25 protein-coding genes are annotated in these 21,150 nt (G+C 72.5%); 8 read left to right on the forward strand and 17 right to left on the reverse strand.

From position 1 onward, the window contains the following. Positions 1 to 11: 11 nt before the first annotated feature. Complete coding sequence (locus ACXR8F_RS00090; protein ID WP_458798284.1) at positions 12 to 341, forward strand: hypothetical protein; 330 nt, start codon at positions 12 to 14, stop codon at positions 339 to 341. A 76-nt stretch (positions 342 to 417) separates the two neighbouring features. Here ACXR8F_RS00090 and mutM read toward each other — a convergent pair whose 3' ends face one another. The 8 genes from mutM to ACXR8F_RS00130 form a co-directional block, all read right to left on the reverse strand. Then, positions 418 to 1,278, reverse strand: coding sequence for a bifunctional DNA-formamidopyrimidine glycosylase/DNA-(apurinic or apyrimidinic site) lyase (mutM, locus tag ACXR8F_RS00095; RefSeq protein WP_045191647.1), 861 nt, complete (start codon positions 1,276 to 1,278; stop codon positions 418 to 420). A 7-nt stretch (positions 1,279 to 1,285) separates the two neighbouring features. After that, complete coding sequence (rnc, locus tag ACXR8F_RS00100; RefSeq protein ID WP_045191646.1) at positions 1,286 to 2,056, reverse strand: ribonuclease III; 771 nt, start codon at positions 2,054 to 2,056, stop codon at positions 1,286 to 1,288. Positions 2,057 to 2,105: 49 nt separating this feature from the next. Further along, entirely contained in the window at positions 2,106 to 2,300 is a 195-nt protein-coding gene (gene rpmF / locus ACXR8F_RS00105) for a 50S ribosomal protein L32 (RefSeq protein ID WP_045191645.1), read from the reverse strand. Between the two features lies 1 nt (position 2,301). After that, positions 2,302 to 2,877, reverse strand: a complete 576-nt coding sequence (locus ACXR8F_RS00110; protein ID WP_458798285.1) for a YceD family protein — start codon at positions 2,875 to 2,877, stop codon at positions 2,302 to 2,304. A gap of 89 nt (positions 2,878 to 2,966) precedes the next feature. After that, entirely contained in the window at positions 2,967 to 3,455 is a 489-nt protein-coding gene (gene coaD / locus ACXR8F_RS00115) for a pantetheine-phosphate adenylyltransferase (RefSeq protein WP_458798286.1), read from the reverse strand. A 37-nt stretch (positions 3,456 to 3,492) separates the two neighbouring features. Further along, entirely contained in the window at positions 3,493 to 4,074 is a 582-nt protein-coding gene (gene rsmD, locus ACXR8F_RS00120; RefSeq protein ID WP_045191642.1) for a 16S rRNA (guanine(966)-N(2))-methyltransferase RsmD, read from the reverse strand. Between the two features lies 1 nt (position 4,075). Beyond that, positions 4,076 to 6,322 (reverse strand): ATP-dependent DNA helicase RecG, encoded by a 2,247-nt coding sequence (locus ACXR8F_RS00125; protein ID WP_458798287.1) that lies wholly within the window; start codon positions 6,320 to 6,322, stop codon positions 4,076 to 4,078. Positions 6,323 to 6,326: 4 nt separating this feature from the next. Continuing rightward, complete coding sequence (locus ACXR8F_RS00130) at positions 6,327 to 8,096, reverse strand: DAK2 domain-containing protein (RefSeq protein ID WP_458798288.1); 1,770 nt, start codon at positions 8,094 to 8,096, stop codon at positions 6,327 to 6,329. 84 nt (positions 8,097 to 8,180) lie between these two features. Between ACXR8F_RS00130 and ACXR8F_RS00135 the strand changes: the two genes are divergently transcribed. Beyond that, entirely contained in the window at positions 8,181 to 8,966 is a 786-nt protein-coding gene (locus ACXR8F_RS00135) for a fructosamine kinase family protein (RefSeq protein ID WP_458798289.1), read from the forward strand. Between the two features lie 154 nt (positions 8,967 to 9,120). After that, positions 9,121 to 9,309 (forward strand): 50S ribosomal protein L28, encoded by a 189-nt coding sequence (gene rpmB, locus ACXR8F_RS00140; protein WP_020142801.1) that lies wholly within the window; start codon positions 9,121 to 9,123, stop codon positions 9,307 to 9,309. A 205-nt stretch (positions 9,310 to 9,514) separates the two neighbouring features. Here the strand turns inward: rpmB and thiL are convergent, their stop codons facing one another. Next, on the reverse strand, positions 9,515 to 10,483 hold the full coding sequence (thiL, locus tag ACXR8F_RS00145; protein WP_458798816.1) for a thiamine-phosphate kinase: 969 nt from the start codon (positions 10,481 to 10,483) through the stop codon (positions 9,515 to 9,517). A 216-nt stretch (positions 10,484 to 10,699) separates the two neighbouring features. Here thiL and ACXR8F_RS00150 point away from each other — a divergent pair, with 216 nt between their 5' ends. Beyond that, positions 10,700 to 10,933: an Lrp/AsnC family transcriptional regulator gene (locus tag ACXR8F_RS00150; RefSeq protein WP_030146698.1), complete on the forward strand. Its 234-nt coding sequence runs from the start codon at positions 10,700 to 10,702 to the stop codon at positions 10,931 to 10,933. 58 nt (positions 10,934 to 10,991) lie between these two features. After that, positions 10,992 to 11,387 carry a DUF3515 family protein gene (locus ACXR8F_RS00155; RefSeq protein ID WP_458798290.1) on the forward strand — a complete coding sequence of 132 codons (396 nt, stop codon included), beginning with the start codon at positions 10,992 to 10,994 and terminating at the stop codon, positions 11,385 to 11,387. Positions 11,388 to 11,528: 141 nt separating this feature from the next. Here the strand turns inward: ACXR8F_RS00155 and ACXR8F_RS00160 are convergent, their stop codons facing one another. Then, entirely contained in the window at positions 11,529 to 12,665 is a 1,137-nt protein-coding gene (locus ACXR8F_RS00160; protein WP_045191638.1) for a D-alanine--D-alanine ligase family protein, read from the reverse strand. A 49-nt stretch (positions 12,666 to 12,714) separates the two neighbouring features. Here ACXR8F_RS00160 and ACXR8F_RS00165 point away from each other — a divergent pair, with 49 nt between their 5' ends. After that, a complete protein-coding gene (locus ACXR8F_RS00165; RefSeq protein WP_458798291.1) occupies positions 12,715 to 13,800 on the forward strand; it encodes a trans-sulfuration enzyme family protein in 1,086 nt (361 codons plus the stop codon). 29 nt (positions 13,801 to 13,829) lie between these two features. Next, a complete protein-coding gene (locus tag ACXR8F_RS00170) occupies positions 13,830 to 14,183 on the forward strand; it encodes a VOC family protein (RefSeq protein ID WP_458798292.1) in 354 nt (117 codons plus the stop codon). A 41-nt stretch (positions 14,184 to 14,224) separates the two neighbouring features. On the opposite strand, the gene ACXR8F_RS00175 is transcribed toward ACXR8F_RS00170, so the two are convergent. Together ACXR8F_RS00175 and ACXR8F_RS00180 are read right to left on the reverse strand one after the other, a co-directional pair. Next, entirely contained in the window at positions 14,225 to 15,223 is a 999-nt protein-coding gene (locus tag ACXR8F_RS00175; protein WP_045191634.1) for an NAD(P)H-dependent glycerol-3-phosphate dehydrogenase, read from the reverse strand. Continuing rightward, on the reverse strand, positions 15,220 to 16,026 hold the full coding sequence (locus ACXR8F_RS00180; protein ID WP_458798293.1) for a lysophospholipid acyltransferase family protein: 807 nt from the start codon (positions 16,024 to 16,026) through the stop codon (positions 15,220 to 15,222). Before ACXR8F_RS00180 ends, ACXR8F_RS00175 begins: the two co-directional genes overlap by 4 nt. A gap of 114 nt (positions 16,027 to 16,140) precedes the next feature. On the opposite strand from ACXR8F_RS00180, the gene cofC reads away from it, so the two are divergent. Then, positions 16,141 to 17,031, forward strand: a complete 891-nt coding sequence (cofC, locus tag ACXR8F_RS00185; protein ID WP_458798294.1) for a 2-phospho-L-lactate guanylyltransferase — start codon at positions 16,141 to 16,143, stop codon at positions 17,029 to 17,031. A gap of 7 nt (positions 17,032 to 17,038) precedes the next feature. Here the strand turns inward: cofC and ACXR8F_RS00190 are convergent, their stop codons facing one another. The 5 genes from ACXR8F_RS00190 to leuC all read right to left on the reverse strand — a co-directional run bounded on the left by ACXR8F_RS00190 (position 17,039) and on the right by leuC (position 21,131). Beyond that, the gene (locus tag ACXR8F_RS00190; RefSeq protein WP_458798295.1) at positions 17,039 to 17,482 is read right to left on the reverse strand and encodes a DUF4082 domain-containing protein; all 444 of its coding nucleotides are present in this window, start codon (positions 17,480 to 17,482) and stop codon (positions 17,039 to 17,041) included. Between the two features lie 31 nt (positions 17,483 to 17,513). Then, positions 17,514 to 17,711: a N,N-dimethylformamidase beta subunit family domain-containing protein gene (locus ACXR8F_RS00195; protein WP_458798296.1), complete on the reverse strand. Its 198-nt coding sequence runs from the start codon at positions 17,709 to 17,711 to the stop codon at positions 17,514 to 17,516. A gap of 331 nt (positions 17,712 to 18,042) precedes the next feature. After that, positions 18,043 to 18,804, reverse strand: coding sequence for an HU family DNA-binding protein (locus ACXR8F_RS00200; protein WP_458798297.1), 762 nt, complete (start codon positions 18,802 to 18,804; stop codon positions 18,043 to 18,045). A gap of 287 nt (positions 18,805 to 19,091) precedes the next feature. Continuing rightward, positions 19,092 to 19,685: a 3-isopropylmalate dehydratase small subunit gene (leuD, locus tag ACXR8F_RS00205; RefSeq protein WP_045191630.1), complete on the reverse strand. Its 594-nt coding sequence runs from the start codon at positions 19,683 to 19,685 to the stop codon at positions 19,092 to 19,094. Between the two features lie 3 nt (positions 19,686 to 19,688). Further along, positions 19,689 to 21,131: a 3-isopropylmalate dehydratase large subunit gene (leuC, locus tag ACXR8F_RS00210; protein WP_458798298.1), complete on the reverse strand. Its 1,443-nt coding sequence runs from the start codon at positions 21,129 to 21,131 to the stop codon at positions 19,689 to 19,691. Positions 21,132 to 21,150 lie beyond the last annotated feature (19 nt).

Here is a 21,150-nt window from a genome sequence, read left to right on the forward strand (position 1 = left end):
GGAGCAGCGACATGAGCCAGCACGAGATCGACGCGCCTGCCCCCGACGCCGCAAGAAGCGGGCGGCACACCGCAGGAGCCTTCGACATCCGCAACTTCATCGGCGCCCTGCTCGGCCTCTACGGGGTGATCCTCACCCTGATGGGCCTGCTCGGCGACAAGGCGCTGGACAAGACGGGCGGGGTGAACGCCAACCTGTATGCCGGCATCGGCCTGCTCGTCGTCAGCGCCGTGTTCATCGTGTGGGCGCGCCTCAAGCCCATCGTCGTCCCGGACGACGTCGAGCCGGTGCAGGACGACCCCACCCGCCCCGCACCCAAGCGCCGTCCCGGGGGTCACTGAGCGGCCACTGCGCGGCCTGCGCCGCGCGAGCCACCATCACGCCGAGACCCGTCGGGCCCGTCCGCCGCACCTGCCGTCAGGACGGGCTTCGGCGTCTCGGGCGTGGCTGGCAGACCGGGCACGAGAACGACGAGCGGTTCATGAACTGCTCGCGCCGCATGATCGTGCCGCACCGGTCGCAGGGCGTGCCCGCCCGGCCGTACGCGTGCAGCGACCGGTCGAAGTAGCCGCTCGCCCCGTTGACGTTGACGTAGAGCGAGTCGAAGCTCGTGCCGCCCTGCCCGAGCGCCTCGGACATGACCTCGCGGGCGTGGTCGAGCACCCGCGAGAGCGTGGGTTTCGTCAGCGCGGAGCAGAGACGCTCGCCGTGCACCTTGGCCCGCCACAGCGCCTCGTCGGCGTAGATGTTGCCGATGCCGGAGACGAGGGACTGGTCGAGCAGCGCCCGCTTGACGGCGCTGTCGCGCTGCTTCATCCGGCGCACGACGGCGGCCTGGTCGTAGGCGGCCTCGAAGGGGTCGGGCGCGATGTGCGCCACCGACTCGGGGATGCCGTCGGGGAGCAGCGGCGAGAGCGCGAGCCCGCCGAAGGTGCGCTGGTCGACGAAGCGCAGCTGGGGACCGTCGTCGGCGAAGTCGAACCGGGCGTGGCAGTGCTTCTCGAGCGGAGCGTCAGCCGGCTCCACGAGCATCTGCCCGCTCATGCCGAGGTGGACGATGAGCGCGTCCTCGCCGTCGAGGGCGAGCCAGAGGTACTTGCCGCGGCGCGAGGCCGCCGTGACCGTCACGTCGTGGAGGCGGGCGGCGAGGTCGTCGGGGCCGGCGTCGTGGCGCCGCGCCACCCGGACCCCGGTGATGCGGGCACGCGTGACGTGGCGTCCGACGACGTGGTCCTCGAGGCCGCGCCGGACGACCTCGACCTCGGGGAGCTCGGGCACGCGCGGCTCAGGACGCGGTCGGGCCCGTGGCCTGCGACGCCGGAGCGGACGACTGCGCGCCGCCGTCGAGGGCGGTGCGCCGGCCGTCGAGCGTGTGCCAGGCCTGCTTGGCGGCCTTCTGCTCGGCCTCCTTCTTGGAGCGGCCGCGGCCCTCACCGAGAACCTCCTCGCCGACGACGACGCGGGCGTGGAACTCCTTCTCGTGGTCGGGTCCCTGCTCGCCGACGCGGTACTCGGGTGACCCGAGCGCGGCGCCGGCCGCCATCTCCTGCAGGCTCGTCTTCCAGTCGAGGCCCGCACCGAGGGTCGCGGCCTCCTCGATGAGCGGGTCGAAGTGGTGGTGCACGAAGCGCGCTGCGTCGTCGATGTCGGTCGACAGGAAGACCGTGCCGATAAGGGCCTCGAGCGTGTCGGCCAGGATCGAGGCCTTGTCGCGACCGCCGGTCGCCTCCTCACCCTTGCCGAGCATGACGTACTCGCCGAGGTGGAAGGTGCGGGCGACGTCCGCGAGGGCGCGCATGTTGACGACCGCCGCGCGCAGCTTGGCCAGCTGGCCCTCGGCGAGGTCGGGGTGCTCGCGGTAGAGGGTCTCGGTGACGACGACGCCGAGCACCGAGTCGCCGAGAAACTCGAGGCGCTCGTTGTTCGGCAGGCCGCCGTTCTCGTACGCGTACGAGCGGTGCGTCAGGGCACGCAGCAGCAGCGGCTCGTCGATGTCCTGTCCGACCACCTCTCGGAGGTGGGCGATCAGAGCATCGACGGGCCGCTGCGGCACCATCGGAACATCCCCAGACCCAAGGCCGTTCACGGGGCTGCTCACGGGGTGCTCAGGCCTGGTGCTCGGTGCGCTCGGCGACGGCGTAGTGACGGCCCTTGTAGGTGCCGCACGAGGGGCACGCGATGTGCGGCTGGGCAGCCGCACCGCACTGGGGGCACGTGGTCAGCGTGGTCGGCGTTGCCTTCCAGTTCGCGCGACGCGAACGGGTGTTGGAGCGCGACATCTTCCGCTTCGGGACAGCCACGTCAGTTCCTCTTCTCTTGCGGGTCGTCCGCCAGCAGTCCGCTGAGGGACGACCACCTCGGGTCGATCACTTCATGATGATGGTCCGGGTCCTCCGCAAGGTGCATCCCACACTCGGGACACAACCCCGGGCAGTCCTGCCGGCACACCGGTTGGAACGGCAGCGTCGGCACGACAGCGTCCCGGAGCACGGGCTCGAGGTCGATGAGGTCACCGACCAGCTCGTGCACCTCGTCCTCGTCCGAGTCGGCTCCCACCTCGTGGTGGTGTGCCGCCCGGTCGGCGTAGGCGAACAGCTCCTGGAAGGTCCCGTCGACATCGAGCTCGACAGGATCCAGGCACCGCACGCAGGCGCCGGTCGCCGTGGCGTCGACCGAACCCGTGACGAGGACCCCTTCGACGACGGACTCCAGCCGCACCTCGACCCGGACCGGCTCGCCGGCCTTGATCGAGATGACGTCGGTTCCGAGGTCTTCGGGCAACGTCACCGTGCGCGAGAGCTCCTGCATCGTTCCCGGTCGCCTGTTGAGCTCCCTGGTGTCGAGCACCAGAGGAGAACGGGGATCGGGACGGTCCATGGCTCCTGCGCACAGTAGTGGGTTCGGCCCGCGCCAAGACGGACGTGGACCGACCTCCAAGGCTACTAGAGCGGCGGCGTGCGCCCAAATCAGCCCAGACGCTCCCGCAGGGCGGCCAGCACGGGGTCGGGCACCATGCCGGTCACGTCGCCGCCGTAGCGCACGACCTCCTTGATGAGCGAGCTGGAGACGTGCTGGAGCGTGGGGTCGGCGGCGATGAAGAGGGTCTCGACGCCCGTCAGGTGGTGGTTCATGTGGGCCATCGGCAGCTCGTAGGCGAAGTCCGTGCCGCCGCGTAGGCCCTTGACCATGCTGGCGGCGCCCACCTCGCGGCAGACGTCGACGACGAGGGTGCCCGCCCACGCCCCCACCTGCACGTTGGGCAGGTGGCCGAGCGACTGCTCGATGAGGACCGTGCGCTCTCCGACGCTGAAGGTGCCCTGCTTGCTCGGGTTGTGCAGGATCGCGACGACGACCTCGTCGAAGAGCCGGCTGGCTCGCGTCACCACGTCGACGTGGCCGTTGGTGATGGGGTCGTAGGACCCGGGGCAGACACAGCGGCGCGCTTCGCTCGTCACGCACCCAACCTACCGTCGCCGTACGCCGTGGGTGGCGTCATGCCACGACATCGGCGGGCGGCGGCTCGGCGAACCACACGGCCGTCTCGCCGTAGCGCTTCTCGCCCGAGAGCTCGAGACCCTCGGGCCAGCTGGGCTGGGGCGACCGCGACGACCGCTCGACGACGACGAAGGCGTCGGGAGCCAGCCACTGCCGCTCGACGAGGGCCTCGAGCACGGCCGCGAGCGCCTCCTCCGTCACGTCGTAGGGCGGGTCGAGCAGCACGAGGTCCATGCGCACGCCGCCCGGCGGCCCGGCGGCGAGGGCGCGCTCGACGGTCTCGGCGAGCAGCCGCACCCCCTCGTGGCCGACGACCCCGATGTTGGCCCTGATGACCTTCGCGGCCGCCTTGTGCGACTCGACGAGCAGCACGAGCCGCGCCCCGCGGCTGGCGGCCTCGAGCCCGAGCGCACCCGAGCCGGCGTAGAGGTCGAGCACGTTCGTGCCCTCGAGCAGGCCGCGGTGCTCGAGGCGGCTGAAGAGCGCCTCGCGCACGCGGTCGGAGGTGGGGCGGGTCGACGAGCCCGGAGGAGTCTGCAGGCGCCGACCCCCGGCGGCGCCGCTGATGATGCGCGTCACGTCAGCCTCGCTCGAGCCATGCGGCCTGCTCCTCGTCGAGGCGCATGGCGACGGCCGCCGCGAGCGCCGGGTGGGCCCGCAGGCCGGGATCGTCGGCGACGAGGGCGAAGGCGTCCTCGCGGGCGTCGGCGATGATCTGCTCGTCCTCCAGGCGTCCGAGGCGGAGGTGGCGCACCGAGCTGCCGCGGCCGCTCTGCCGTGCGCCGAGCACGTCGCCCTCGCGGCGCAGCAGCAGGTCGGCACGGGCGAGCTCGAAGCCGTCGGTGGTCGCGGCCACCTGGTCGAGACGCTCGACGGCTCGCTCCCCCGGATCGCGGGTCATCAGCAGGCACAGGCCGGGCACCGCGCCTCGGCCGACGCGGCCGCGCAGCTGGTGCAGCTGCGAGATGCCGAACCGGTCGGCGTCGACGACGACCATGACCGACGCGTTGGGCACGTCGACACCGACCTCGATGACGGTGGTCGCGACGAGCACGTCGATGTCGCCGGCCGCGAAGGCGCGCATCGTGGCGTCCTTGGCATCGGGGTCGAGCCGCCCGTGCAGCACCCCGAGCCGCACGCCCGCGAGCGCCGGGGTGGCCTGCAGGGTGCTGAGCATCGCGTAGACGCCGGTGAGCTCGCGCTCGGGCGCTCCGCCCTCGTCGTCGCCGCTCTCGTCGGTGTCCCAGTCGTCCCAGCCGGCGTCCTCGTCGGAGGTGTCGGTGCCACCCGTCGTGCCGGCCTCGTCGTCGACGTCGCCGATGCGCGGGCAGACGACGTACGCCTGGTGTCCCTGCGCGACCTCCTCGGCCACTCGCTGCCACGTGCGGTCGACCCAGCCCGGCTTGTCGGCGTCGACGACGTGCGTCGTGATCGGCGACCTGCCCTTCGGCAGCTCGCGCAGCGTCGAGGTCTCCATGTCGCCGAAGACGGTCATCGCGACGGTGCGCGGGATCGGGGTCGCCGTCATGACGAGCACGTGCGGGGGTCGCAGGCCCTTCTCGCGCAGGGCGTCGCGCTGCTCGACGCCGAAGCGGTGCTGCTCGTCGACGACGACCAGCGCGAGGTCGGCGAACTGGACGTGCTTCTGGATGAGCGCGTGGGTGCCGACGACGATGCCGGCCTCGCCGGACGCGGCGGCCAACAGGGCCTTGCGGCGGGCTGCAGCGCCCTGGCTGCCCGTGAGCAGGGCGACGGTCGTGCCGTGCTCCGCACCGCCGAGCATCCCGCCGAGGGCGAGCTCGCCCAGCATCGACGTGATGGACCGGTGGTGCTGGGCGGCGAGCACCTCGGTGGGCGCGAGCAGGGCAGCCTGGCCGCCCGCGTCGATCGCCGCCAGCATCGCCCGCAGCGCCACGATCGTCTTGCCCGACCCGACCTCGCCCTGCAGCAGGCGGTGCATCGGCCGCTCGGACGCCAGCTCGGACGCCAGCACCTCGCCGACCTCGCGCTGGCCGGCGGTCAGCTCGAACGGCAGCCGGTCGTCGAAGGCGGCGAGCAGGCCGCCGGGCCGCGGCAGGCGGGGCGTGGCCAGCTCGGTCTCCGCCGCCTTGCGCCGCTGGGCGAGGATGGTCTGGAGCACGAACGCCTCGTCGTACTTGAGGCGGTCGAGGCCACGCGAAGGCTTGTCGTCGAGCGAGGGCCGGTGGACGAGCTCGAGCGCGACGGCGCGGTCCAGCAGGCCGCGCGCCACGCGTACGCCCTCGGGAACGGGCTCGCGCACGCGGTCGACGGAGTCGAGTGCCTGGGCGACGAGGCGGCGCAGCTTGAGGGAGTTGAGCTTGCCGGTCGTGGAGTAGACGGGCACGCGGTGTGTGGCGTACCACTCGACGGTCGCCTCGCCCTGCTCGTCGTCGTCGAAGAGCTCGTACTCCGGGTGGGTCAGCTGCAGCCGCCTGCCGTACGCCCCGATCTGCCCCACGAAGAGCCCGCGCACACCGGGGAGCAGCTTCTTGTCGTGTCCGTAGGCGCTGAAGAAGGTCACGTCGAGCTCGTTGCCGTGGTCGTCACCGATGACGACGGTCAGCATCTTGCCCCGGCGGTTGCGCATGGGCCGCGTCGTGGCCTTGCGCACCTCGGCGACGACGAGGACGTCCTCGCCGACGTGCAGGGACGAGAGGTCGGTGAGCTGGCCGGGGCGCACGTAGCGGCGGGGCACGAACTCGAACAGGTCGCCGACGCTCTGCAGGCCCTTGGTCCTGGCGAGCTGGGCGGCGTCGGGCTTGGAGAGCAGCTTGGTGAGCGGGGAGTCCTCGGTGAGCGCGGGCACGGCGTCACTCCACCCCGAGCAGCACGGAGTAGACCGCCTGCCCGCCGTCGATGAGCGACACCTCGATGCCGTGGTGCGCCGTCCGGGCCTCGGCGGTGACCGCCTCGAGCAGGCCGTCCGGCGCGTCGGCGCCGGCCACGACGGTGACGAGCTCGCCGCCGCTGGCTAGCAGCCGGTGCACGACCTCGCGGGCCACGACGAGCTCGTCGGCGCCCACGATGACGACGTCGCCGTCGACGACCCCGAGCACGTCGCCCGCCTCGCACGGGCCGCCGCTCGTGAGGGCGGCACGGTTGGCGAGGGTGACGGCCCCGTGCCGGGTCGCCGACGCGGCGGCCTGCATCGCGAGAACGTTGGCGCCGGCGGCGGCGGACGGCTCGAAGACCGCGAGGGCGGCGATGCCCTGGACGGCGGTGCGGACGTGCACGAGGTGGGCCTCGATGCCCTCGTCGGCGACCGCCCGCACGGCGGCTGCGGCCGCCAGCAGCGTGTCGCCGTCGTTCGGCAGCACGACGACCCCGGAGGCCCCGCGCTCGTGCTGCTCGCGGATGGCATCGATGAGTCCGCCGGTCGAGGCCCGGCGGCCGGGACCCGAGCGCACGACGACGGCCCCTGCCTCTTCGAAGAGCGCCTCGAGCCCGTCGCCCGCCGCGCAGGCCACGATGGCTGTTCCGACGCGCGGTCGAACCCCGGACGGCTCGGTGCGACTCTGGCGGCCGGCATGGGCTGCGAGCGCGTGGTCGCCGGTCAGGCTCGTGATGCGCACACGGTGCGGGCGACCGGCCTCGATGCCGGCCTCGACCGCGGCGCCCGCGTCGTCGACGTGGGCGTGCACGTTCCATTCCCCGTCGCCGCCCACGACGAGAACGGAGTCGCCGAGCTCGACGAGCCGGGCCCGCAGGACGTCGACGGCGGCGTCGTCGGAGTCGCGCAGGAGGTACATGACCTCGAAGGCGGGGACGGCCTCGCTGTCGTCGTGCGCGGGCGGCCGGGCGGCACTCAGGGCGGCACTCGGCGCGTCGGGCCGCAGCCTCGACCGGCGCTCCGCACCGTCGTGGTCGGTGTGGGCGCGCTGGCCGGCGCAGACCCGCTCGAGGCACTCGAGCAGCACGACGAGCCCGGCTCCGCCAGCGTCGACGACACCCGCGCGGGCCAGCACCTCGAGCTGCTCGGGCGTGTGGTCGAGGGCCTCTTGCGCGGCTTCGAGGGCCGCCTTCGCGACGGCGTGGACACCGACGGCGTGGACACCGACGGCCTCGCCACCGAGCCCCACTCCGCCTCCGTCGGGTCCCGGCCCCGAGACCGTCGACGTGGCCGCCTCAGCCATGGCACCGGCCACCGTCAGGATGGTGCCCTCCTTGGGGTCGGTGACGGCCTGCCGGGCGCGCGCCTCGGCGTGCCGCAGACCCTCGGCGAGCGACGCGGCGTCGATCTCGGGCGACCCGGCGCAACCCTCGGCCAGCCCTCGCGCGAGCTGGCTGAGGATGACCCCGGAGTTGCCCCGGGCCGTCCACAGCAGGTGCTTGGCGAACACGGCGAGCAGCTCGTCGGCCGCCGACACCTCGGCGGTGGCGAGCGTGCGCTCCACGGCTCCGTCGAAGGTGAGGTAGAGGTTCGTGCCGGTATCGCCGTCGGGCACCGGGAACACGTTGAGGGCGTCGATCTCGGCACGCCGGGCGGCGAAGAGGGAGCGGGTCAGGACGGCCCACCGACGGACCGCCACGAGGTCGAGCACGGTGAGCGGGCCGTCAGGCGGCGGCGCGTCGCCGGGCATCGGACCTCCTGCTCGTGCTGCGAATCGGCTCGTCGATGCTCGGCAGGCTAGCGCCTCCCCCGGACGGTCGCATGCACGGCTACGTTGGGCGCTGTGTCGAGCGCCTCCCACGCCCACCACCGCAAGTCGTGGCCCGCTGCCCCGCCCGGCTTCTACGAGGTCGAGGCGGCCGGGCTGCGCTGGCTGGCGGAGGCCGAGCCCCTCGGCGGCGCGCGGGTGGTCCACGTCCGCGACGTCGCCGCCGACCACATCGACCTGGCCCGGCTGCACCCGGCCGGTCCGAGCGCCGAGGTCGCCGAGGCGCTCGGACGCGGCCTGGCCGTGACCCACGGGACGGGCGCGCCGGCCTTCGGGTCGCCACCTCGCGGGTGGAGCGGCGACGCCTGGATCGGCCGCCAGGTGCAGTCGAACGAGCCGACGCCCACGTGGGGCCTGTTCTACGCGGAGCAGCGGGTGCGTCCGTACGTCCGGCGCGCTGTGGACCGGGGCCACCTCGACCCGTCCGGGGCGCGCGTGGTCGACCGGGTCTGCGACCGGCTGGCGGCCGGCGACTACGACGACGACCGCCCCCCGGCCCGGATCCACGGCGACCTGTGGTCGGGCAACGTCGTGTTCACCGCCGAGGCGGCCGTCCTCATCGACCCGGCCGCGCACGGCGGGCACGGCCTGACCGACCTGGCCATGCTCGTCCTCTTCGGCTGCCCCGGGCTCGACCGCATCGGGTCCGCCTACGAGGAGGTCGCCGGCCTCGATCCCGGCTGGCGCGAGCTGATCGAGCTGCACCAGCTCCACCCGCTGGCGACGCACGCGTCGTCGCACGGCTCCGCGTATGCCGCCCAGCTCGTCGACACGGCACGGCTCTTCGCGTGAGGCGGGTCGGCCGTTTTGTCGTCCGAGCGAGTCGTCGGCTACTCTTTACCGGTTCCCCCCGTGCACTTCGGGGTGACGCGCGCCCTCGCGTGCGTCGGCCCCTCACCGGTGGTGGAGCTAGCACTTCGTCAACATCGAATTTCAGGAGATACCCGTGGCTGCCAACTGCGACGTCTGCGGCAAGGGACCGAGCTTCGGTCACAACATCTCGCACTCGCACCGCCGCACCAAGCGCCGCTGGAACCCCAACATCCAGCGCGTTCGGACGCTGGTGGACGGTGTGACGCCGAAGCGACTCAACGTCTGCACCTCCTGCCTCAAGGCGGGCAAGGTCGTTCGCTGAACGTCCCTCACCAAACGCTGAAGGCCGGCCCCCTCGGGGGCCGGCCTTTTTCGTGCCCTCTCCCGCCACGGGGCGCCGCTGGGTCGAGCTGATATTCGAGGTGATGGTCGAGGTGATGGTCGAGGTGATGGTCGAGGTGATACCTCACGACCCGGCGCGACGGCATACCTCGACGGGTGTGACCGAGCAAGGTGGCGCAGATGGCTCAGGCGTCGCGGAAGTGGTCCCAGCCGGTGTGACCCACGGTGCGGCCGTCGACGAGGATTCCCGCGCGCTCCCCCTCACGGGGCGCCCTGACACCGCCGATGGCGCGCCACCCGTCGGGCAGTGCACCGGTGGGGAACGTGGCGAGCAGCGAGTGCTCCTCGCCGCCCGCGAGCACGCAGTCGAGCGCGGCCTGGGCACCGAGGGCGGCGGTGAGGGCTGCGACGTCGGGGGCGAGCGCCGCGCCGGAGACGTCGATGACGACGCCGCTGGCTCGCGCGATGCGGCCACCGTCGCGCAGGAGGCCGTCGCTGACGTCGAGCATCGAGCTCGCGCCCGCGGCGGCGGCTCGGGGACCCGCGTCGAGGGGCGGCTGGGGCCGGCGCTGGTGGGCCACCGCCTCGGGCAGGCGGTCGGCGGCGTCGGCGCGCAGCAGCCGGAGGCCGGCGTCGGCGAGCCCCAGGGAGCCGCAGACCGCGAGCACGTCGCCGTCACGAGCCCCGGACCTCAGCACCGGCTCTCCGTCGAGCCGTCCGAGGGCCGTGACCGAGACCATGACGACGCCGGCCGGGGCCGACGACAAGTCGCCCCCGAGCACGGCGACGCCGGCCTCCGCGCACGCGTCGGCGAGACCCGAGACGTGGTCGAGCACCCACTCGAGCGACAGCTCGGGGTCGGCGACGAGCGTCATGAGCACGCCGGTGGGGTGGCCGCCCATCGCGGCGATGTCGGCGAGGTTCTGGGCGATGACCTTGTGGCCGACGTCGGCGCCCGACGACCACGCGTCGAGCCAGTCGCGGCCCAGCACGACGGTGTCGGTGGTGGCGATCGTGCGCTCGGACGTGCGCAGCACGGCGGCGTCGTCGCCCGGCGCGACGAGCAGCTCGTCGGTTGCTCGGAAGGTCGGCAGGATCCGCCCCAGCAGCTCGTCCTCGTCGAGGGAGCGCAGCGGCGTACCGCCCGTCATCATCGGCCCGCGCTCTGACCGCTGCCCGTTCGGCACGGATCACACAACCTTTCGGTGGGACGGCCGTTCGAGGGCCCGGTTTCCATGGGACGCGAGGCCCCATGGCAAGGTAGCGTCAGGGCACGGTCGCAGTCACACTGAGGCCTGCCGTTCAGCTCGGCCGTGCCCGGCGTCATGCCGTTGCGGCCGTCCAACGATCGACACACAGTGAGGTGACACGTGGTCCAGGCGTACATCCTGATTCAGACCGAGGTCGGCAAGGCCGCGAGCGTGGCGGAGCAGATCGCCGGCATCTCGGGCGTGACCCTCGCCGAGGACGTCACCGGCCCCTACGACGTCATCGCCCGCGTCGAGGCGTCCAACGTCGACGACCTCGGGCGGCTCGTCATCGCCAAGCTCCAGGACGTCCCCGGCATCACGCGCACGCTCACCTGCACGGTCGTGCACGTGTGAGGCCGGTCCTCTGACCAGACGTCTGTCCACGACGGCGGCGCTCATCGGCGCCGCCGTCGTGCTGTCCGCCTGCAACCGGGCGCCCGAGGTCGCCCTCGCTGCGCAGGCGTCCGCGCCGGTGTGCGCGTCGGCGAGGTGGCCCTCCGACGTCAGCGGCCACGGGCGGGTGGCGACGCAGCCCGACGACGGCTCGGTCGCTGCCTGGGGCGACCCGGCGATCATCGCCCGCTGCGGGCTCGACTCGCTCTCCCCCACGACCGAGGACTGCGTGACCGTCGACGGCGTCGACTGGGTGGTGCGACCGCTCAGCGACGGGTCGGCGGCCACGACCTACGGGCGCGACCCGGCGATCGAGGTGCTCGCGCCGGGGACGTACGGCGCGGTGCCGCTCCTGCTGCCCGCCTTCACGGCCGTCGCCAGGTCCCTCCCCGAGACCGGCCGCCACTGCACCTGACGGCGTATTCCGTCGGAAAGTGGGCACTCGACGCCGACCTGCCCCCCTCCCAGTCGAGTGCTCAGTTCCTGACGTCTCCTGACGTAGGAAAGTGGGCACTCGACTGGACCTGCCGGTCGAGTGCCCAGTTTTCGAGGGGTCTCAGCGCAGACCGGTGCGCCGCTCCAGCGCGAGGGACAGGAGCTCGTCGATGAGGTCGGGGTAGTCGAGGCCCGAGGCCGCCCACATCCGCGGGTACATCGACGTCGGCGTGAAGCCGGGCATCGTGTTGATCTCGTTGATGATGACGCGGCCGTCGTCGGTGTAGAAGCAGTCGACGCGTGCCAGGCCCTCGCAACCGAGCGCCTCGAAGGCCTCGGCCGCCAGCCGCTGCACCTCCTTGGCGACCTCCTCCGGCACGTCGGCCGGGCAGCTGAGGTCGACGTCGGCCTCGGCGAGGTACTTGGCTTCGAAGTCGTAGAAGGCATGGTTGTCGTGGACCTGGATCTCGCCGACGTCCGACGTGCGGGGCCCCGAGGTACCGTGCCCCTCGAGGACCGCGCACTCGATCTCGCGGCCCTTGATGCCGGCCTCGACGATGACCTTGGGGTCGTGCTCGCGGGCCACCTCGATGGCCGCCTCGAGGCCCGCGGGATCGTCGACCCGGGTGATGCCCATCGACGAGCCGGCCCGGGCGGGCTTGACGAAGAGTGGGTAGGCCAGGCCGGCGCAGGCGTCCATGGCGGCCGCCTTGTCGGAGCGCCAGGCACGGTCGGTGACGACGGCATAGGGCCCGACCGGGAGGCCGTGACCCGCGAAGACCACCTTCATGTAGTGCTTGTCCATGCCGGCGGCGGAGGCGAAGACGCCCGAACCGACGTAGCGCACGTCGGAGAGGTCGAGGAAGCCCTGGAGCGTGCCGTCCTCGCCGAACGGGCCGTGCAGCAGCGGGAAGACGACGTCGACCTGACCGAGCTCGCGCGGCGGCTGGCCCGACTCGAGCACCGTGAGCGACGTCTCGCGTGTCGACAGCGGCAGCACGACGTGGGCAGGGCTCGCCTCGACCTCGGGCGTGCGGCCGGCGGTCAGCTCGAAGCGGCCCGGGTCGTCGGCGGCCAGGACCCACTGGCCGTCGCGCGAGATGCCGATCGGCACGACGTCGTACTTGCTGCGGTCGATGGCGCGCAGCACGCCGGCTGCGGTCGCGCAGGAGACGGCGTGCTCGGAGGAGCGACCTCCGAAGACGATGGCGACGCGGGGGCGGCTCGGCTGCTCGGGCTGGGGCTGGTCCGTGGTCATCAGACGAGACTCTATCCCGACGCCCGGGGGCCGCTCGTACGCTGAACGGGTGGCCAGCCAAGCGGATCCGCAGCACCTGCACGTCGAGACCTTCGTCGTCGCCTCGGGGCGGCCCGAGCGCTCCCCCGGCTCGTCGGCGAACGTGCCGGTCGAGCTGACGTCGACGTATGCCGCCGACGGTGAGGTCAACTACGCCCGCTCCGGCAACCCGACGTGGAACGCCTTCGAAGTGGCCCTCGGCGGTCTCGAGGGGGGCCACGCGCTCGTGCACGCGTCGGGCATGGGCGCCATCTCCGCCGCCCTCTCGCTGCTGCCTGCCGGTGGCACCGTCGTGGCCCCCGACACCACCTACAACGGCACCGGCGACCTGCTCGTCGCGCACGAGAAGGCCGGTGGGTCCGTCGTCCGCGTGCACGCCACCGACACCGCCGGTTTCCTCGCCGCGCTCGAGTCGGCCGACCTGCTGTGGCTCGAGTCGCCCACCAACCCGCTCATGGACGTCACCGAGCTCGACGTCGTGCTCGGTCGGGCGCGAGAGCTCGGCGTGACGAGCGTCGTCGACAACACCCTCTCGACCCCGCTGCTGTGCCGGCCCCTCTCGCTCGGCGCCGACGTCGTCGTGCACTCGGTGACGAAGTACCTCTCGGGACACAGCGACGTCGTGCTCGGGGCGACCGTCGTCGCCGACACGGAGCCGGGCCGTGCCATCGGCGAGCGCCTCTTCCGGCACCGCACGCTGCACGGCGCGATCGCCGGCCCGATGGAGGTCTTCCTCGCCCTCCGCGGCCTGCGCACCCTCTCGGTCCGGTTCGAGCGGGCGAGCGCCAGCGCGGCCGAGCTCGCCCGACGCCTCGCCGACCACCCGGGCGTCGAGCGCGTGCGCTACCCCGGGGTCGGGGCGATCCTGTCGGTCGACGTCGCGGGCGACGCCGACGCCGCCGAGCGCGTGTGCAGCGCGACGCGGCTGTGGCTGCACTCGACGAGCCTCGGCGGCGTCGAGTCGCAGGTCGAGCGACGCCGCCGCCACCCCTCGGAGTCCGAGCAGGTGCCGGCCAACCTGCTGCGCCTCTCGGTCGGCATCGAGCACGTCGACGACCTGTGGGCCGACCTCGACCAGGCGCTGCGCGCCGTCTGACGCCCTCGCGCCCTGCGAGGATGGAGGGCATGGAACGTGTGCTGGGCATCGGCGGCTGGTTCGTGCGGGCGAAGGACCCGGCGGCCCTGGGCGAGTGGTACCGCGACTGCATCGGGCTCGACCTGGACCAGCACGGGCTCTGGCAGCAGCAGGCCGGCCCGACCGTCTTCGCCGCCTTCGAGTCCGACACCGACTACTTCGGCTCGCGCGGGCAGCAGACCATGCTCAACTTCCGGGTGCGCGACCTCGACGCGATGCTCGCCCAGCTGCGGGCGCGGGGCGCCGCCGTCGAGGAAGAGACCCAGGACATGGACGGGGTGGGCCGCTTCGGCTGGGTCACCGACCCCGAGGGCAACCGCATCGAGCTCTGGCAGCCGAGCTGAGGGTCGCCGAGCCGACGACGGTGGAGGCCGACACAGGATCGTCAGTGCTTCTCGGCCTTGAGGTCGCGGGACATGAGGCGCGGCCCGACCTCGCTCGCCGAGTGGCCGTCACGGATCACCGCGACCACCTGCTCGCAGATGGGCATGACGACGTCGTGCTGCTCGGCGAGCGTGAGGATCGACTGGCAGGACTTGACGCCCTCGGTCGTCGTGCGCAGCTCGGCGGTGGCCTCGTCGACGGTCATGCCGCGCCCGAGCCGCACGCCGAAGGAGTGGTTGCGTGACAGCGGTGACATGCACGTGGCGATGAGGTCGCCGACGCCGGCGAGTCCCATGAAGGTCTGCGGGTGGGCGCCGAGCGCGAGACCCAGGCGGGTCGTCTCGGCCAGGCCTCGCGTGATGATCGTCGCCTTGGTGTTGTCGCCGAAGCCCATCCCCTCGGCCATGCCCGACGCGAGGGCGACGACGTTCTTCGTGGCGCCGCACACCTCGGCGCCGATGACGTCGGTGTCGGTGTAGGGCCGGAAGTACGGCGTGGCGCAGGCGCTCGCCACCCGCTCTGCGGTCTCCATGTCGGTGCAGGCCACGACGCCGGCGGCGGGCTGGCGGCGGGCGATCTCGGGTGCGAGGTTGGGGCCCGACACGACCACGACCCGGCGCGCCTCGACGTCGGCCGCCTCCGCGATGACCTCGCTCATGCGCAGCGTCGTGCCGAGCTCGACGCCCTTCATGAGCGAGACCACGGGCGCGCCGGACGGGATGGACGCGCCCCAGTCCGACAGGTTCGCGCGCAGGGTCTGCGAGGGGACGGCCAGCACGACGACGTCGCCCCGCTCGAGCGCCTCGCCCGGGTCGGTGGTGGCTCGCACGGTCTTCGGCAACGCGAGCTCGGGCAGGTAGGCCTCGTTGCGCCCGCGGTTGATGGCGTCGGCCACCTCGGTGCGCCGGGCCCACATCGTCACGTCGCAGCCGGCATCCGCGAGGATCGCCCCGAAGGCGGTGCCCCAGTTGCCGCTGCCCATGACGGCGACGCGCGTCACTGCGCCACCCCGTCGCCGTGGTGGCGCCCGTGCTTCTTGTGCCGCCCGATCTCGTGGTGCTTCATGGGGTCGCCGATCTCGGGCACCCCGTGCTGGCGCGGGTCGAAACGCTCCGTCGGCCGCTTCTCGCCACGGATCTCCTCGAGCAGCTCGGTGATGCGGTCCATGAGCCGGTCGGTCGCCTCGCGCAGCACCTTGGTGTCGATGGGCCGGTCGTAGAGGTCCGACAGGTCGACGGGGGGTCCGGCATACATGTGCATGGTCTTCCGGGGGAAGAGCGACGGGCGGTGGCCGTAGGGCGAGAGGATCTCCTGGGCGCCCCACTGCGCCACGGGGATCAGCGGGCAGCGCGTCTCGAGGGCGACCCGGGCAGCGCCGGTCTTGCCCCGCATCGGCCACAGGTCGGGGTCGCGGGTGATGGTGCCCTCGGGGAAGATGCCGAGCGGCTTGCCCGCCCGCACGCCCTCGACGGCGGCCCGGTAGGCGCCCGCGGCGGCGGCGGAGTTGCGGTAGACGGGAATCTGGCCGCTCTTCTTCAGCAGCCACCCCACGACGGGGATGGTGAAGAGGCTGTCCTTGCCGAGGAAGTACGCCTCGCGCCCGCTGTCGAACATGAAGTGGGCGAAGACGAGCGGGTCGGCGTACGAGATGTGGTTGGGCGAGACGACGAACCCTCCCTCGGCGGGGAGGTTCTCGAGCCCCTTCCAGTCGCGCTTCGTGAGGCCCATGAGGAGTGGCCGGAGCAGGAGCGCCGCGAGCCGGTAGGCCCAGGGCAGCCGCCGCTTGCGTGGGCCGGCAGTCACGATGTCACGTCCTCCTCGTCGTGCGCACGCCGGTCGACGTGGCAGGGCTTCATCTTGTCCACCTCGCGGCGCGGTGTCGAGCAGCGCGACGGCGAGTGGGACGATATCGCCAGCATGACGACCTCCCCGAACGCGCTCCCCGAGTCCGGACCGTCCCGGCGACGGCCGGTGGCCTCAGGCGACTGGGTCGTCGTCGTGCCCGTCAAGGACACCCGCCACGGGAAGTCCCGCCTGGCCCGCGCCGTGGGTTCCGACCGGGCAGCGCTCAGCGGCGCCATCGCCCACGACACCCTCACCGCCGTCGTCGAGGCGGTCGGTCCCCGCTGCGTGGTGCTCGTGACCGGCGATGAGGCCCTGTCCCTCGCGTGGGCCGCGCGGGGCGTCACCGTCGTCGGCGACCCCGGCAGCGGCCTCAACGACGCGGTCTCCGCAGGTATGCGGCACGCCGAGTCGGGCGCGCGGGTGGCGGCCCTCCTCGGCGACCTCCCGGCCCTCGACGCGCGGTCGCTGCGGACGGCGCTCGAGCGGGCGTCCACGGTGGGCGAGTCCTTCGTGCCCGACGGCGACGGCACCGGCACGGTGCTGCGCTGCGGTCGTGGCTTCACGCCGCGGTTCGGGCCCGACAGCGCGTCCCGTCATGCCGCCGACGGTGCCGTGCGCCTCGACCTGGCGCTCCCCCGCCTGCGCACCGACGTCGACGACGCACGCAGCCTGGCCCGCGCGCGCCGCCTGGGGCTGGGGCGGGCGACACGGTCGGTCCTCGAGGACCGGGCGTCTGGTTGGATCAGGAGCATGCAGGCCACCGTCCACCGCTTCGACCCCGACACGCACACCGGCAGCGTCCTGCGTGACGACGGCGTGGAGCTGTCGTTCGAGGCGCCCGCCTTCGAGTCGAGCGGGCTGCGGCTGCTGCGCACCGGCCAGCGGCTCACCGTCGACGTCGTCGACGACGTCGTCGTCTCGCTGCGCATCGTCGGCGTCGGAGCCGGGCAGCCCATCCGCTGAGGCGGCGTCACTCGAACATGACGTCCACGTAGTAGTTGGAAGCGTTGCTGCTCTGGGTCGGCATGCCCGGCTGGCTGCCGTAGAGGTAGAGGCCGTTCCGGGCGCTCGTCGTGCTGGCCGGGGCCGTGACCGGACCACGGGTGAACGACGACGTGAAGAACGAGGTCGTGACGGAGTACCTGCCCCGCGGTGCGTGGTAGGAGACGACGTATGCCGTGCCAGCACTGACGGGCACGGGCTCGGCCAGGGTGACGCTCTGCCAGCCCGACGCCGACTCGTTGACGGCGACCCCCGCACCGATCCGCTCGCCGTTGGCGTTCCACACGCTGACCTCAGGGCCCCCGGTGTTGAGCGACCCCTTGTAGAGCTTCACCCCGACCACCTTGCCGTCGCGGCTGGGACGGAACCGCATCCACGTCGGAGAACTGTCTGGCGTCGGGTGTCTCCTCATAGCAGGTCATGGTGCGTCCGGGGTCCCGCTCTCATCGACGCTCTCCTCCCGGCGGTGCCGCCAGAAGATCTCGTTGCCGCTGAAAGGCGAGGTTCACACCGCCGTCGCGGGCGGGCTCGACGTTGCCCCGCTGCGCCTTCGTCCAGTACTCGTCGTGCCCCACGGTGACGAAGGCGGAGTGCCGCTCGAGCACGTCGGGCCGCAGGGCCGCGGCCGGCGGTGCGAGCACGAGGACCATGGTGCGCACCGGCGAGCCGGTCGTCCCGGACCCAGCGCCGGTGCCGGTCTGCAGGGGCCGCGGGCGGCGGCGTCTGCCCGCAAGCACAGAGGAGCAACAGCGCCCCAACCGTCCCGAGCCTTCGTGTCGCCCCCATGGCCCTTCGAGCGTCCTTCACCTCCAGTACACGCCCTGAAGCGGGCCTCGCCCGCGGACTCGGGCAGGGTGCGCCCAAGGTCACCCGGGCGCGAACGCGAGAGGGCCCGACCGGTGTCCGGTCGGGCCCTCTCGCGCTGCCTCGTGCTGGCGCGTGGCCGTCAGGGCGTGTCGGCGGCCACGGCGGTCAGCGTGAGGCGGTCTTGCGCGCCGTGGTCTTGCGGGCGGTCGCGGCCTTGGTCGTCGTCTTCTTCGCGGCGGTCCTGGCGGGAGCGGCCTTGGTCGCGGTCTTCTTGGCCGCGGCCTTGGTGGTGGCCTTCGTGGCGGTGGCGCGCTTCGCCGGGGCGGCCTTGGTGGCAGCGGCCTTCGTCGTGGTCTTCTTGGCGGCCGCCTTGGCCGGCGCGGCCTTGGTGGTCGTCTTGCGAGCCGTCGTCGTCTTCGCCGTGGTGGCCCTGGATGCGGTGGCGGCCTTGGTCGCGGTGGCGCGCTTCGCCGGGGCGGCCTTGGTGGCAGCGGCCTTCGTCGTGGTCTTCTTGGCGGCCGCCTTGGCGGGGGCGGCCTTGGTGGCAGCCTTCTTCGTGGTCGTCTTCTTGGCGGCCGTCCGGCCGGTCGCGGCCGCAGCGGAGGACCCGGCCGAGGCGCGCGTGGCGGCCGACTCGGTCTTGGAGAGCTTCTTGGCGCCGGACACGACCTCCTTGAAGTTCGTGCCCGACCGGAACTTGGGAACGCGGGTCTTCTTGATCTTCACCGTCGCCCCCGTCTTGGGGTTGCGGCCGGTGCGCGCGGCGCGGTCGGCCCGCTCGAAGGTGCCGAAGCCGGTGATGCCGACCTTGCCGCCCTTGGCCACCTCGCGGATGACGACGTCGAGGAAGGCCTCCAGCGCATCGGAGGCGACCTTCTTGCTGCCGAGCTTCGTCTCGAGCGCGTCGATCAGTTCTGCCTTGTTCACGTCTTCCCCTCCAGAGGACTGTCGGTGTCAGGCGACCCGACGATGTGCGTCCGGAACCGGTCCGGCTACCTCCTGACGTTAGGACGACTCGGCAGGCCGCGTCCATCACCAAATGGTGGGTTTTTCGTTGTGTCGCAAGGAGTTTGACGCCTTCTTCGGCTCTCGGCGGGGCCGCCGACGCACTTTCGCCCCTCGACCCCCTGAGGACATGAGAAAGCGGATCCCGCTGTGTTGCAACGGAATCCGCATCCTCTACTGCCCTCGGCGGCAGCCCCGCAGGGGGCGACTCAGACCGGGGTGGTCACCGGCTTGTGGCCGGGCCGTCGTGACTCGAAATCGGTGACGAGATCCTCGTGTCGGAGGGTCAGCCCGATGTCGTCGAGCCCCTCGAGGAGCCGCCAGCGGGTGTAGTCGTCGATCTCGAAGGGTGCGACGATCTCACCGGCGCTCACGGTGCGCCCGACGAGGTCGACGGTGATCTCGGCGCCGGGGTTGTTCTCGAGATGCTTCCAGATGAGCTCGACATCGTCCTGCGCGACGATCGCCGTGAGCAGACCCTGCTTGCCGCTGTTGCCGCGGAAGATGTCGGCGAAGCGCGAGCTGATGACGACCCGGAAGCCGTAGTTCATCAGCGCCCAGACGGCGTGCTCGCGGCTCGAACCCGTGCCGAAGTCGGGGCCGGCCACGAGGACCGAGCCACCGGCGTACACCGGGTTGTTGAGGACGAAGGACTCGTCCTTGCGCCAGGCGGCGAACAGGCCGTCCTCGAAGCCGGTGCGCGTGACGCGCTTGAGGTACTCGGCCGGGATGATCTGGTCGGTGTCGACGTTGCTGCGGCGCAGCGGCACGCCGATGCCCGTGTGGGTCTCGAACTTCTCCATGGCTCAGGCCTCTCCGGTCGTCGCGGATGCCAGCGGGGCGTGGCCCCCCGCGGTCTGCAGGTCGGCGGGGCTCGAGAGCGTGCCGAGCACGGCGGTGGCCGCCGCGACCAGGGGGCTCACGAGGTGGGTGCGGCCGCCCTTGCCCTGCCGGCCCTCGAAGTTGCGGTTGGAGGTGGACGCGCTGCGCTCGCCCGGGGCCAGGGTGTCGGGGTTCATGCCGAGGCACATCGAGCACCCGGGGAGGCGCCACTCGGCGCCGGCGTCGGTGAAGACCTTGTCGAGGCCCTCGGACTCGGCCTGCAGGCGCACCTTGGCGGAGCCGGGCACGACGAGCATGCGGACGCCGTCGGCGACCCGGTGGCCCTGGACGACGGCCGCGGCGGCGCGGAGGTCCTCGATGCGACCGTTGGTGCACGAGCCGACGAAGACCGTGTCGACCTTGATGTCGCGCAGCGGGGTGCCGGGCTCGAGACCCATGTAGGTGAGCGCGTTGGCCGCGGCGACGCGGTCGCTCTCGTCGGCGAACGACTCGGGGTCGGGAACCGACTCGGACAGGGGCAGGCCCTGACCCGGGTTGGTGCCCCACGTGACGAACGGCGTGAGCCGCGCCGCGTCGAGCTCGACCTCGGCGTCGAAGACGGCGTCGTCGTCGCTGCGCAGCGCCGTCCAGTCGGCGACCGCGGCGTCCCAGTCGGCGCCCGTCGGAGCGTGCGGACGGCCCTTCAGGTAGTCGAAGGTCGTCTGGTCGGGGGCGATCATGCCGGCACGCGCGCCGGCCTCGATCGACATGTTGCACACCGTCATCCGGGCCTCCATCGACAGGGCCTCGATGGCCTCGCCGCGGTACTCGATGACGTAGCCCTGGCCGCCGCCCGTGCCGATCTTCGCGATGACGGCGAGCACGACGTCCTTGGCGGTGACGCCCTCGGGCAGGGCGCCCCGCACGTTGACGGCGAGGGTCTTGAACGGCTTGAGCGGCAGCGTCTGCGTGGCGAGCACGTGCTCGACCTCGGAGGTGCCGATGCCGAAGGCGAGCGCCCCGAACGCGCCGTGGGTGGAGGTGTGGCTGTCGCCGCAGACGACGGTCATCCCCGGCTGGGTCAGCCCGAGCTGGGGGCCGACGACGTGCACGATGCCCTGGTCGGCGTCGCCCATCGGGTAGAGGCGCACGCCGAACTCGTCGCAGTTGCGGCGGAGGGTCTCGACCTGGACCTTCGAGACGGGGTCGGTGATCGGGCCCGGCGTCGTCGGGACGTTGTGGTCCTCGGTGGCGAGCGTCAGGTCGGGCCGGCGCACCGGGCGACCGGCCAGCCGGAGGCCGTCGAAGGCCTGCGGGCTGGTGACCTCGTGGAGGAGGTGGAGGTCGATGTAGAGGAGGTCGGGCTCCCCCTCGGCGCGACGGACGACGTGTGCGTCCCAGACCTTCTCGGCCAGTGTGCCTGCCATGACTGCCTCTGACTTCCCT

This window comes from Terrabacter sp. AAH1 (assembly GCF_054456855.1).